The organism is Providencia sp. SP181, assembly GCF_050446505.1.
Classification (GTDB): Bacteria; Pseudomonadota; Gammaproteobacteria; order Enterobacterales; family Enterobacteriaceae; genus Providencia; species Providencia vermicola.
The window spans coordinates 442,353-455,514 of record NZ_JBBPXM010000001.1 but is presented as its reverse complement, the minus strand read 5'-3'; the positions used below and the strand labels follow the sequence as shown (position 1 = coordinate 455,514).

The window sequence follows — 13,162 nt, the reverse complement described above, 5'->3', positions numbered from 1 at the left end:
AATTAACAACTATCGGCCTTTTCGTATTCTATATAATATTAATTATAGAACGTGAACAGAAGAGGTATTGGTTGTTCCGCTTTGAACAAGTGCACCTGACACCATCACAACGGCATCCCCTTCAACCGCTAAACCGCTTTCTAATGCAGCACGTTTACCTTCACGGTAGAAATCATCCGTAGAAGTGAAACCGCCGACAATCATTGGGATCACACCTTTAACTAACAGTAACTGGCGTGCAGTTTCTTCATTAGTGGTTAAGGCAAGAATTGGCGCAGTCGGGAAGTATTTACGAACAGACTTCGCTGATTTACCACCGTAGGTCGCGACAACAATCAGTGGAACGTCTAGCTTTTCAGACATTTCAACCGCACCACGGCATACCGCTTCAGTAACACGTAAGCGCTGGCTTGGTTTTTGGTTATCAATACGGGTTGGCATCACGCGGTCAGTACGTTCACAGATAGTTGCCATAATGGTCACAGCTTCTACTGGGTATTTACCTTTCGCACTTTCACCTGACAACATAACCGCATCAGTACCGTCTAAAATGGCGTTCGCTACGTCACCAGCCTCAGCACGAGTAGGGCGTGGGTTTTTGATCATTGAATCTAACATTTGTGTTGCTGTGATAACGACCTTGCGAGCCTTAACACATTTTTCAATCATCATTTTTTGCGCGAAGATAACTTCTTCAACTGGGATCTCAACGCCTAAGTCTCCACGAGCAACCATGATGCCGTCAGAGGCTTCTAAAATCTCATCAAAATTGTTTAAACCTTCTTGGTTCTCAATTTTAGAAATAATTTGGATATTTTCGCCGCCGTGTTTTTTCAGGTGCGCACGAATTTCTTCAACATCAGAGCGTTTACGGATAAATGATGCAGCAACGAAATCAACACCTTGTTCACAACCGAACACAAGGTCTTCTTTATCTTTTTCTGCTAATGCAGGTAGACCAATTGAAACGCCTGGTAAGTTGACACCTTTTTTCTCACCAAGATCACCATTGTTTAATACTTCACAAACCACTTCAGTTGCGGTGACATTGGTGACTTTCATGCCAATAAGGCCATCATCGACTAAAACAGTGTTACCTACTTTTAGATCAGCTGTTAAGCCAGCATAGGTGACGGCTACTTTATCTTTATTACCGACTACAGATGTGTCTGTGGTAAAGGTAAAGGTTTGACCTGCAACGAGGGAAACATCGTTGCCGCCTTCTAGTTTCATGGTGCGGATTTCAGGGCCTTTAGTGTCTAGCAGGATAGCTGCTTGCTTACCAGTTTTTGCACAAACAGAGCGAAGATTTTTGATACGTTGACCGTGTTCTTCATAGTCACCGTGGGAGAAGTTCAGACGCATGACATTCATGCCTGCATCTAAGAGTTGGGTCAGTTTTTCTTCAGATTCGGTTTTTGGGCCGATAGTACAAACAATTTTGGTTTTTTTCATGGCAGTCTATCTAAGGTTATAAAGGAAATCGGTATTGCCGCCGACGCTTAGTGCGCATGATAAAACTTGTTGCGCAACTCATTTATAAGAATAGGCGACAGTCTGGTATTAAATTCAATACTATAATGAAACTTGTCACAATTTGATTCTAATAATAGTGTAGTCGACAAGTTTCATTAAAGCTAACATACTGATTTATTGCTGGTGAAACCTTTCAGCCAGCGAGAGTATTATAGACAACAAAAAACTGTGAGACAAATCAAATTTTACTAAATTGAATGAAGAGATAGCTAAGATCAATTATTCGGTTGATTTTGTGTGGGTTATTTTGTTGCGCAACAAAATAAGGCAATTTTAAGTGACAATCAAGGAAAATATTGGAATATAAATGAAGTAGTTAGGAAATGGTGCGTCCGAGTAGACTCGAACTACCGACCCCCACCATGTCAAGGTGGTGCTCTAACCAACTGAGCTACGGACGCACTGAGAAATTAACCTATTGTGTTAACTTGAAATGGTGCGTCCGAGTAGACTCGAACTACCGACCCCCACCATGTCAAGGTGGTGCTCTAACCAACTGAGCTACGGACGCACTGAAATTAACGTGTTGTGCTAACTAGAATGGTGCGTCCGAGTAGACTCGAACTACCGACCCCCACCATGTCAAGGTGGTGCTCTAACCAACTGAGCTACGGACGCGCTTAAAACTTCTAGGTGACAACGGGGACGAATATTAACGTTATGCTGTGAATCTGGCAAGGGGAAAATGTAATTTTGCGACAGTTTGCTCGTATTTAAAACTATCTGGTGCGAAATACATCTTCCCACACAATTAATTGCTTAAAAAACTGGCGATTAGCGTGTTGAACGTAACAGAACAGCTTGCTCAGGTTGCTTATGGATCCACATAATTCGTGTTGCCATACCCACCGCTGCGGCGCTGAGTCCAATAATAAAGCCTATCCAGAAACCTTTGGGGCCCATTGCAGGTCCAACATAGTCGGTCAGTGCTAAAATATAGCCAGCTGGTAAACCTAATAACCAATATGCAGTGAACGTAATAAAGAAGATTGAACGCGTATCTTTATAGCCACGTAAAATCCCTGCGCCAATAACTTGCACAGAATCGGATAACTGATAGATAGCGGCATAAAGCATCAAACTAGTTGCTAAAACAACCACTTCTGGATTTTTGTTATACATCATTGCAATCGGTTCGCGGAAAACAGCGGTAAAAATTGCGGTAATTGTTGCAATCATTAAACCAACAGCAAGGCCAGTATAAGAAGAGACTTTCGCCGCCTCAGTAGATTGTTGGCCTAAGTTATAACCGACGCGAATTGTCGCGGCGATCCCCAGGGATAATGGGAACATGAACATGACTGAACTAAAGTTCAGTGCAACTTGGTGGCCTGCAACGGCAACAACCCCTAATGGTGCAACTAGCAGTGCAACAACGGCAAATAATGTAACTTCAAAGAACAACGCTAAGCCAATTGGCGTACCTAATACAATAATTCGTTTTAAAATTAATGGATTTGGCGATGTAAAAGGTACAGTCGGACGAATATCGCGCTGAGCTGAAGCGCGTTTCACGTACCATCTCATCATCATGCACATTGCCCAATACACTGATGCAGTCGCGACACCACAACCAACCCCACCGAGAGCAGGTGCACCAAAGTGGCCATAGATAAAGATATAGTTAATTGGGATATTGACCATTAAGCCTAGAAAACCAATCACCATCCCCGGCTTAGTTTTCGACAGGCCTTCGCATTGACTACGGTAGACTTGGTAGAATAAATACCCAGGCGCACCCCACATGATGGCATGTAAGAAACGAACGGATTTGTCGGCAAGTTCTGGATCAATGTGTGGCATGTTGCTAATAATTAGTTGGCTATTATAAAGCAAACACATAATACCCAAGGCTAAAAATAGCGCTAACCACAGACCTTGTTGAATTTGATCGCCAATTAAGTTACGGCGGCCAGACCCGTTCATTTGAGCAACGATCGGGGTCAATGCCATTAGTAAACCTTGACCAAAAAGAATAGCTGGCAGCCAGATGGAAAACCCAACTGCAACTGCGGACATCTCGATTTCACTGACACTACCTGCCATAACCGTATCGACAAACCCCATGGCGGTTTGTGAAAACTGAGCTAAAACGATAGGGATCCCGAGAGCCAACAAGCTACGCGCTTCTGTAAAATATTTCTGCACGCATACACCTTTATAATAAAAATAATGAAGAAGAAAAACGAGAAAAATAAATGATTTAGCAATAAATCAAAATGTTATTAAAAACCCTTTATTCTATCCCTTTTACCAATGTATTCCAATAAAGATATACTGCTTATTGATGAAAGAGCACTTTTGTCTCTTAGTGTATTTGATTACAGGTAGTTATTCAGTCTGTATCTCATCACTCAAATAAGATAGATCTCAAAAAATTCTTAGGTAAACTGGACAAATTAATTCACGACACAGAGAGTCATTATGTTTACAGGTATTGTTCAAGCGACCGCTCCAATTATTGAAATTACGGAAAGAGCGAATTTTCGCACTCATGTCATGAAATTCACCCCTGAATTACTGGTTGGTTTAGAAACGGGAGCCTCAGTAGCCCACAATGGTTGCTGTTTGACGGTCACTAAAATTGATGGTGAAAGGGTTAGCTTTGATTTAATTAAAGAAACGCTCCGTCTGACAAATTTGGGTGCGCTACAAGAGGGGGATGTTGTCAATATTGAACGTGCAGCGAAATACGGTGATGAAATTGGTGGTCATGTGGTATCTGGACACATTATGACAACCGCAGAAATCAGTAAAATTTTCACTTCAGAAGATAACCATCAAATATGGCTATCTATTCATGATAAAGCATTGATGAAATATATTTTACACAAAGGTTTTGTTGCCATTGATGGAATTAGCCTCACGGTTGGTGATGTTATCAATAACCGTTTTTGTGTACATTTAATCCCTGAAACGTTAGAAAGAACAACATTAGGGCAAAAGCGTTTAGGGGATAAGATTAATATTGAGATAGACCCACAAACTCAAGCAATAGTGGATACTGTTGAGCGAGTGCTCAACCAAAAAGAACAAGAAAAGTTATTGCAACAAGGAAATGACGCTGTCGAAAAGGCTAAATCAGAATAATTCATCAACAGCGGAAGAATATGAGGCTATAGTAGATATAGTCATACTATAGCCTTAATAACATGAAAATTTTAGAGTTGTTAGGATAAAGGTGTTTAATCAAGTGTAAAGTTGCTAAAAACATCAAGTCAATAACACCACAGACTACCAAAATAGCTAATTTGATTAAAACCTTGTTTTTTAATCGGTTACTTTTCACTAAAATTAACAGAAAAGCTGGCATTATCACGTTCAATCGCTTCAACTAAGCGCCTAAAGTGCGGACTGTTTTTGTGCATTTCGAGTGCCTGAGTGCTTTCCCACTCTTCGAAAACAATATAGCCGTTTTCTTTAGCCATAAGATCATATTGAATGCATCCTTTCTCGCGGCGGCTCAGCTTTGCTAAGTCACGAATGATTTCTCTCGTTAAATACCCATCCGTTCTTTCAGTTGTAATTTGGGCATACACAACAATACTCATTCCGTTCTCCTTATGTATTAAGAACTATCTTAATGGGTACTTGGTTTTTGTATTGTAAAAAAGCGAATAATCTGATTTTAAAAAGGCGGACGGGGTCATAGTAAAGTATCTTTTGAAATCTCGATAAAAATGAGATTGATCATAATAGCCTGTTTCAAACCAGCGATAAGTATCATGATCTATTACCATGTTTTTTAAAACGTGTTCTAAGCGGCAATTGATCTGGTAGCGTTTGGGTGTAATACCGTACTCTTTTAAAAACTCTTTTTGAATGACACGCAGATGAAAACCTGTCTCATCGGCAATATCGGTGATTTTTTTTGTTGGATTACGGTAGAGCAATTCGATGATTTCATCCGTGAAATGCGGTTTTTTGGTCGCTTTAGTTTGAGTAAAGCAATCTAATAGCTCTTTAAAAGATGAACAGGCAAGCGCTTCAAACCAGTTATCTTGCCAAATATCAGCAAGGGCAATGGGCCTATCCGTATAATTGAATGTCCGTTGGGGTAACAAAAAGCGTAATGCGTCGTGGCGAATACGCAATACCATGGTTTTTGCATGATTAGGGTTTGCTGTAAACGTATTGATTCTCGGTATGATGAGTTGAAATGAGTTAGTCGTAGAGTGGCCGTCAGCAGACATACAAATTGGATCCGATGAAACCCAAATTTCAGCCCCTGTCCCTGGAAAAATTTTAATCGCACTGGTGAACTCTTTGATAATCAAAATAGAACTAACAAAGCCTTTCAATTCATCTGGTGGATAATACTGTTTCAACATCATACTTGAGCACTCATTATTTGTTATGGTAATGATAGCGTTTTTTGACAAGAAAAATAACCATTGAAAGCATGAGTTTTAGAAGATAAAAAAATAAAATAGCTTTTTTTTAGTGAAATACGCTTTAATTAGGTAAAGCTCGCTAATGGATAATGCGTTAAACCGCATTTTTAAGCAAATATCACCTGCTACGGAATATGACAAAAGCGTAGTCAATGCCTACAGTTAGCTTAAGAATAATATATTTGATTAATGGGGAAGTGATAGTGAAAAACTGTACCGCATAGTAGCGGCACAGCGTATAACGAATCTAAAGGAATTAATTTGCTTGGCAATCAACTGGTTTTAACGTTTTTTCATCTTTGACAGCGCAGCGCTGCATAAAATAACCAATCGCCATTGGAATAATGGTAAAGGCCATCACACCCGTTGTTGCAAGAAGTGGGTCAAAAGTTAAAGCGGAAACTAACAAGCTAGCTAAGAAGCATAAGCCAAGTTGTAAAGCGTTTTGTAATGCCGCTGCTTTACCACTTGCTGTAGGGAAGGTATTTAATGCTTTTGAAACAGCTATTGGATACGATGCTCCGTTCATGGCAGCCATAAAGCAAAATGGAATTAAAATCATGGTTAATGATGGTTTAGTATAGATAGCCATGATGAATAATATAGACATGCTAACTGCATAACCAATTAAGAGTAGTGGGAATAAGATTTCAGCACGCACCTTGGCCAAAACAAGGCGACAACCATAGCCACCAACAATGAAAGCAAGTGTTTGGGGGATATAGCTCAATCCAATATCCGCTGGGTTAAAGCCCATATTACGTAGGATAAAGGGGGAGCCAGTTAACCAAGCAAAAAAGCCTGCACTACAAGAGGCATAGACTAAGACGTTGCCACTAAAAATGGGAGAGCTCAGTAACTTACCAAATGAGATTTTGGTTTGAGGCTGGTTTTCATCTTCGTGTTTTTTTACAGAAATATTTTTGAGGAAAAATGTCGGTAAGAGTAATAAAACACCGACAGCCATTAAGATTAAAAAGATAGCTTCCCAAGTTTGGTGTTCCAGCACCCATGCACCTAATAACGGCGCAAGCGCAGGGGAGAGCGCGACTAATGGCATGATAGATGCGAAAACTTTTTGTGTGCTTGCTTCATCATAACGGTCGATAACAAGGGCTTGCCATAAAACGGCGGCGGAGCACACACCAACGGCTTGTAAAAAACGCAAGGTTAATAATTGTGTTGCTGTCGTGGCCCAAAAAATCGCTAAACTGCTCACAATAAAGATAGTAAGACCAACGATGAGCACAGGCTTGCGGCCAAGTTTATCTGAAAGTGGGCCCCAAAGTAGCTGAGCAAACGCGAAGCCTGCTAAAAAGATACTGAGAGAAGCACTGATAGCCCCTTCTGTTGTGCGCAAAGAGGTCTGCATTGCACCAAAAGCAGGCAGGTACATATCAATGGCTAAAAACCCCAACATGCTTAATCCTGCAAGGTACAGCATAAATCCAGGGGAATTTTTTTTCACAGTCGTCATAATGATTTACTTATCTGATATTTAAAAAAATGTTAACGGTGATGACATTGTATAGGCTATTTTTTTGTCTTGTGAAACGGTAATATTTGGATCTTGCTATCAAAATATTTGAAAGGAGAGACTATGTGGTCAGCTCATGCACTTGAAGTAATTGATGCCGTTGCAAGAACGGGGAGTTTCAGTGGTGCCGCAGATGAGTTACACCGCGTACCTTCAGCAATCAGCTATACCGTCAAACAAGTTGAAGAATGGTTAGCCGTTCCCTTGTTTGAACGTCGACACCGGGACGTCATTTTAACCGAAGCAGGGCTGATTTTTATTAAAGAAAGCCGTTCTGTTATCAAAAAAATGACAGAGACACGTCATCAATGCCAACAAGCGGCTAATGGTTGGCGTGGGCAGTTCAGCATTGCAGTTGACTGCATCGTTAAACCACAGCGGACTGAGCAACTTATTCTCGATTTTTATCGCCATTTCCCTGACATTGAATTGTATATACACCCAGAAGTATTTAATGGTGTTTGGGATGCCTTAGCGGATGGCCGCGTGGATGTGGCGATTGGTGCCACCCGAGCTTCACCGATTGGCGAACGTTACAGCTTTCGTGATATGGGGTTTATGTCGTGGATGTGTGTCGCAAGCCCTGAACATCCATTAGCAAAAATAGAACATAGCCTAACAGACGATGAAATGCGTGCATATCCAAGTTTGTGCTTAGAAGATACTTCTCGAAGTTTACCTAAACGAGATACTTGGGCGCTGGATAACCAACGGCGTTTAGTGGTTCCCTATTGGGAAAATGGCTTAGCTTGTTTGGCAAATGGCCTTTGTGTGGGGATGGTGCCCGAACATCGAGCAGCTCCTTTATGCGCAGAAGGTAAACTGGTGGAATTGACATTAGCACAGCCATTTCCACCCAGCCCATGTTGTTTAACATGGGTAGAAAAAAACACCTCTCCCGCACTGAGCTGGTTATTAGATTATCTTGGCGATAATGAAACGCTCAACGCAGAATGGTTATCAACATCATATTGATTATCGACGATAGTCAATAAATGGTCCATCAGCAACCGAACGACGCTCAACAAGACGAGGATGAACTTCGATAGTTTGAGCGTCTTCGCGCTTATTCACTATACGGTCTAATAACATAGCGAACGCCATTTGCCCTAAACGCTCTTTAGGTTGGTGGATAGTAGTCAATGCAGGCGTAAAATAGCGCGCATTGCGCACATTGTCGTAACCGATGATTGAGATATCCTGTGGAACGCGCAAGCCCATTTCATCTGCCGCACAAATCGCCCCCATTGCCATGATATCACCACCACAGAAAACGGCGGTAGGGCGCTGTTTATGGCTCAAAATCTGCATCATCGCTTTATAGCCAGACTCAGGTTCAAAATCCCCTTGGACAATCCATTCGTCTTTTAAGGTCACTTTGGCTTCTTCCATTGCTTTTTGGAAGCCAGTCAGACGCCCAATCCCAGTATTCCGCTCAAGGGAGCCTGGGATCACACCAATATCACGATGTCCTCTATCAATGAGATAACGTCCTGCAAGATAGCCCCCATGGAATGAATTATCGATGATGCTATCGGTAAAATCCCCTCTCGATGTGCCCCAATCCATTACCACCATCGGAATATTGCGATAATCTTCGAGCATGCCAATGAGTGTATCAGGATATTCAGAACACATTACCAGCAGGCCATCGACACGTTTTTGTGCAAGCATTTGCAAGTAGGCTTTTTGTTTACCCAAATTATTATGAGAGTTACAGAGGATCAGTGTGTAGCCTTTTTCATAACAGCTGTTTTCAACGGATTCGATAACTTCAGCAAAATAAGGCGCCTCACTCGACGTCGCTAACAAACCAATTGATTTCGTGTGATTCACTTTTAAACTACGGGCAACCGCACTAGGTGAATAATTGAGCGCTTTGATGGCAGCCCAAACCGCAGCCTTGGTGTCATCAGCCACAAAGCGCGTTTTATTAATAACATGGGATACGGTGGTGGTAGAGACGCCAGCGCGTTTCGCCACATCTTTAATCGTTGCCATGGGGGAATAAAACTCCTGACCAACTATAGGTCTCTCTAAGAATTCTAGTTAAAAAATTACCTGCATATTGATGCATAGATCCTTCGCTGGCAATAATTTAGCGATTTGTTGTCGATTTTGTCTGATCTAGCGCAAAAACGAAAGAAATAATTGATGTTATAACATGTGATATAGACACTGGTTTCGCTTTTTTGGATGTGTATACTTAATAACCTTATAGTTTGAGTGGTTATTGTTAATTCAATTTTGTTAGGATGAGAGGAACTCATGGATACAGATGTTAAATATGGATTACTAGCTGCGCTGGGTTCATTAGCAATGATTATTTTTATTGCTGCACATATCTTCTAATTTGTGTTTCATCTTCATTGGGTGAATGCATAAGGGCGAGTTTTAACTCGCCCTTAATCGATCTAGAATAACTGTTTAATAATTAAGCTAAATTTTCTTCTACAAATTTCCAGTTAACTAGTGCCCAGAAATTTTCTAAATATTTAGGGCGTGCATTACGGTAATCAATATAATAAGCGTGTTCCCAAATATCTAATGTTAACACAGGTTTATCATCACCAGAGATTGGTGTTGCTGCGTTAGATGTGTTAACAATAGCTAAATTACCATCGGCTTTTTTCACTAACCAAGTCCAGCCAGCCCCAAAGTTTTTGGTTGCTGCATCCGTAAATTGTGCTTTAAACTCGGCGAAAGAACCAAAGGTTTTATTGATAGCGTCTGCAACTTTCCCCGTTGGTTCGCCACCTGCATTTGGTGCTAAGCAGTGCCAATAGAAGGTATGGTTCCAAACCTGAGCCGCATTGTTAAATACCCCAGCTTCAGAAGTCTTAATGATTTCTTCTAACGATTTACCTTCAAAATTAGTGCCTTTGATTAGGTTGTTTAAGTTAACAACGTAGGTATTGTGGTGCTTACCGTAGTGGTATTCTAAGGTCTCAGCAGAGATATGAGGTTCTAAAGCATCTTTTGCATACGGTAGAGCGGGAAGTTCAAATGACATAACGTACTCCTTGATTGCTTTTGTATCAAAACATATGGGTGTTTGCTCGTAAAGTGAGCTAAGTGTCGTACTTCATTGTTTATCTACAGTTTTGCCAAATGGCCTGTATGATTCTTAATATATTAATAGTAACACGATTAACCCTACAAAGGGTAAATGTAATCGCGTTAATCGCATGTTAACAATAAAATGTTTGAATAATATTTTATTGTTATTGGATTAAGTGATGTGTTCGGTTCTTGCATACAGAGAACATGTAGAAATAATAACGAGCGAGGGTGGTTCTAAAGGACTGTCATCAATGGGGGCAATATTGCAGAGGATTGGCATAATACTTTGAATTTTTAGTATTTATTTGCCAGTGGTTGACATTAGTTCCAGCCAATGAAAGTTCTAATCAAAAAAATGACATTGATGAAAATGATAGTTGTAAGCAAGTAGATAAAAGCCTTGAAGAAAAGAGGGGTTATGTCTGGTTGCACCCGATCTTTAATAATAAAAAATATCATAAATACAAAAAATGGGATGACTATTAGTAAGGTTGTAATGGGATTGCTATGCATAAGATTCATATTTTAGAAAAATATAATTCTATCCTTATTGCAGAGTTGTGCAAGTATGATGAGAGAGCTATGTGGGGCATATCAAGTAGATTTACGTTGCTAAGTATAGTTATACCGTATTTTATTGCTACCCTCACGTTGATTTATTGTTATTTGTTTAGATTAATGCAAAACAATTAGCAAAATATGAAGTTAAACATATTGTTAAAGACATCAAATTGGCAGATAGATCACCGTTAAATATAGACAATATACTCTTAGTGAAAATGATGTTTCGCTATAAAACAAGGTATAGTTTTGTTTGACTTGAATCATAAATAAGTCACAATAGTAGCAAATCAAAGGAGGGGGATTCCCCCTCTTTTTTCATACAATAGCCGTTGACATATTCAAAGCAAAATATCGTATTACGTAGTATATTTTAGGGCTAAAAATCAATTATCTAATTGATAAATAAGAATATACTAATCATATTTAATGTTAAGGAAGTTAACATGACTTTAAATAAAGTGCTATTTAATCAATACTATATAACTGCCTCTCCAAAATTCTTCTAAATTATTCCGAAATGATATTCCAGTCATCAGAGCGACTATCTTGATATTTTTCTGTCATAGCTATACTTTTATGCCCCAAAAGGCTTTGGGCAAACTCCCCATTTTTTTCTTTTTTGTACAATCTAGCCGCAAGGCTTCGTATTTCATGGAAGGAGGGAGGAGTTTTATCGCCCCAAGATAACCCAGTGTTTTTTCTAGCAGTAGAAAATTGGCGAAATACACTTTCATACCGCAAGGGATTGCCGTTACTATTAGTAAATAAATTATCTGAAAATGAGCTACTAATTAGCTCAGTTACAACGTCACCTACTGACTTTTCTATTTTTCCCATAGATAAGGTTAGAGGGATAGATAATTTGGTTCCTGTTTTGGCTTGGATAATCAGCAATCTATCATTAGTAATATTGGATTTTTGTAATTTGATTAAATCGCCAATTCGCTGACCTGTAAGTAATCCAAGTTCCATTATAAGTTCGTATTGCCTACCATAAGCTTTTATCTCATTTTTTATTTTAATAAAATCATCAAAAGATAGTCTTGAACGTTCTACTTGAGTTCTGGGTGCTCTTGTTGGTGATGCAGGATTTTCTTTCAAGTTGCCTTTCATTATTGCTTCTTTAAATAAATCAATGGCTGTTAATCTAACGTGCATTGCCATAGATTTTTTTCCACTATTATAAACTTCATCTATTAATTGAGATATTAATTGTGTGGTTATCAATGAGATATCTATATTGGGGATATGCTCTTTTATTATATTTAATTTACTGATATAACCTTTGAATGTGCTTTTCTTTAGGTTTCTATCCTCTAGAGCCTTAATATATTCTAAAATCCACTCATGCAAAAGAATTCCGTTCCCTGATATTCGTTCGACTAAATTAGGTTTTACTTTTGAAGATAAAATTTGATAATTTGCAGCAATAGCCTCATTGATTGCTTCTGCTTTATTCCTTCCTATACCGTACTCTATGCCAGTTTCAGGATTTCTATAGCTATAATAGCCTTTACGGCAATATAAGTTAGGTGGTAAATATGCGTTTTTTGGTTTTCTGTTTCTTGCCATCTGTTTCAATCCTTTTTAACAGTTTACAGTTATTGTTTAATAAAATAGTTGGATTTATTTTTTCGTAATTACTTATTTTTTGTGCTGATGGATGAATTAAATATTGATATCCATCAAATGATGGTGAAGGGTATATTTTCCCAGCACTTATCCATCTCCTAACTGTCTCATCACTTCTGCGATGCTTACTTGCAAACTCTCTTACTGTGAAGTATCTAACCATAATTAGATTCCTTTTCCGGTTTATGGACGTAGTAGCCCAATATTATTTTTTCTTTAATCTCAACGATTAAAATAATTCATCAGCATTCTTAATGTATGAACTATAGTTAATTCAATCTTTCCAAGTATTCGCTGTGTAGTCTTTGCCGATGCGCCCATGCCTCGGCATTTTTTTGTCTAACTTCCTTGTTAAATTCGCCCAGCCAACTATCCTTAAATAGCTAACACAGTGAAAATATAATTATCCCTACACAATCCTTACCGTCATCGGGTA

At 39.3% G+C, this 13,162-nt stretch carries 11 protein-coding genes and 3 tRNA genes; 2 read left to right on the top strand and 12 right to left on the bottom strand.

Going from position 1 to position 13,162, the window contains the following annotated elements:
- Positions 1 to 42 precede the first annotated feature (42 nt).
- The 5 genes from pykF to AABS66_RS02235 form a co-directional block, all read right to left on the bottom strand.
- Positions 43 to 1,455: a pyruvate kinase PykF gene (gene pykF, locus AABS66_RS02255; RefSeq protein ID WP_206084038.1), complete on the bottom strand. Its 1,413-nt coding sequence runs from the start codon at positions 1,453 to 1,455 to the stop codon at positions 43 to 45.
- 405 nt (positions 1,456 to 1,860) lie between these two features.
- Positions 1,861 to 1,937 (bottom strand) — tRNA-Val (locus AABS66_RS02250).
- A 33-nt stretch (positions 1,938 to 1,970) separates the two neighbouring features.
- Positions 1,971 to 2,047 (bottom strand) — tRNA-Val (locus AABS66_RS02245).
- A gap of 30 nt (positions 2,048 to 2,077) precedes the next feature.
- Positions 2,078 to 2,154: transfer RNA gene (locus AABS66_RS02240), tRNA-Val, on the bottom strand.
- A 156-nt stretch (positions 2,155 to 2,310) separates the two neighbouring features.
- Positions 2,311 to 3,684, bottom strand: coding sequence for an MATE family efflux transporter (locus tag AABS66_RS02235; protein ID WP_206084039.1), 1,374 nt, complete (start codon positions 3,682 to 3,684; stop codon positions 2,311 to 2,313).
- 276 nt (positions 3,685 to 3,960) lie between these two features.
- Between AABS66_RS02235 and AABS66_RS02230 the strand changes: the two genes are divergently transcribed.
- Positions 3,961 to 4,626, top strand: a complete 666-nt coding sequence (locus AABS66_RS02230) for a riboflavin synthase subunit alpha (protein WP_206084040.1) — start codon at positions 3,961 to 3,963, stop codon at positions 4,624 to 4,626.
- A gap of 188 nt (positions 4,627 to 4,814) precedes the next feature.
- On the opposite strand, the gene AABS66_RS02225 is transcribed toward AABS66_RS02230, so the two are convergent.
- The 3 genes from AABS66_RS02225 to punC form a co-directional block, all read right to left on the bottom strand.
- Positions 4,815 to 5,087, bottom strand: a complete 273-nt coding sequence (locus AABS66_RS02225) for a putative quinol monooxygenase (RefSeq protein ID WP_206084041.1) — start codon at positions 5,085 to 5,087, stop codon at positions 4,815 to 4,817.
- Between the two features lie 24 nt (positions 5,088 to 5,111).
- Positions 5,112 to 5,870, bottom strand: coding sequence for a helix-turn-helix transcriptional regulator (locus AABS66_RS02220; RefSeq protein ID WP_241016832.1), 759 nt, complete (start codon positions 5,868 to 5,870; stop codon positions 5,112 to 5,114).
- Positions 5,871 to 6,186: 316 nt separating this feature from the next.
- Positions 6,187 to 7,407 (bottom strand): purine nucleoside transporter PunC, encoded by a 1,221-nt coding sequence (gene punC, locus AABS66_RS02215; RefSeq protein WP_430224535.1) that lies wholly within the window; start codon positions 7,405 to 7,407, stop codon positions 6,187 to 6,189.
- Between the two features lie 123 nt (positions 7,408 to 7,530).
- Here punC and punR point away from each other — a divergent pair, with 123 nt between their 5' ends.
- Positions 7,531 to 8,442: a DNA-binding transcriptional activator PunR gene (gene punR, locus AABS66_RS02210; protein ID WP_272538600.1), complete on the top strand. Its 912-nt coding sequence runs from the start codon at positions 7,531 to 7,533 to the stop codon at positions 8,440 to 8,442.
- Here the strand turns inward: punR and purR are convergent, their stop codons facing one another.
- The 4 genes from purR to AABS66_RS02190 all read right to left on the bottom strand — a co-directional run bounded on the left by purR (position 8,443) and on the right by AABS66_RS02190 (position 12,889).
- Positions 8,443 to 9,468: an HTH-type transcriptional repressor PurR gene (gene purR / locus AABS66_RS02205; RefSeq protein ID WP_206084044.1), complete on the bottom strand. Its 1,026-nt coding sequence runs from the start codon at positions 9,466 to 9,468 to the stop codon at positions 8,443 to 8,445. It abuts the gene before it with no gap.
- Between the two features lie 433 nt (positions 9,469 to 9,901).
- A complete protein-coding gene (sodB, locus tag AABS66_RS02200; RefSeq protein ID WP_430224534.1) occupies positions 9,902 to 10,480 on the bottom strand; it encodes a superoxide dismutase [Fe] in 579 nt (192 codons plus the stop codon).
- A gap of 1,121 nt (positions 10,481 to 11,601) precedes the next feature.
- Positions 11,602 to 12,666: a tyrosine-type recombinase/integrase gene (locus AABS66_RS02195; RefSeq protein ID WP_430224533.1), complete on the bottom strand. Its 1,065-nt coding sequence runs from the start codon at positions 12,664 to 12,666 to the stop codon at positions 11,602 to 11,604.
- A complete protein-coding gene (locus tag AABS66_RS02190; RefSeq protein WP_430224532.1) occupies positions 12,623 to 12,889 on the bottom strand; it encodes an excisionase in 267 nt (88 codons plus the stop codon). The genes AABS66_RS02195 and AABS66_RS02190 overlap by 44 nt, the downstream gene beginning before the upstream one ends.
- Positions 12,890 to 13,162 lie beyond the last annotated feature (273 nt).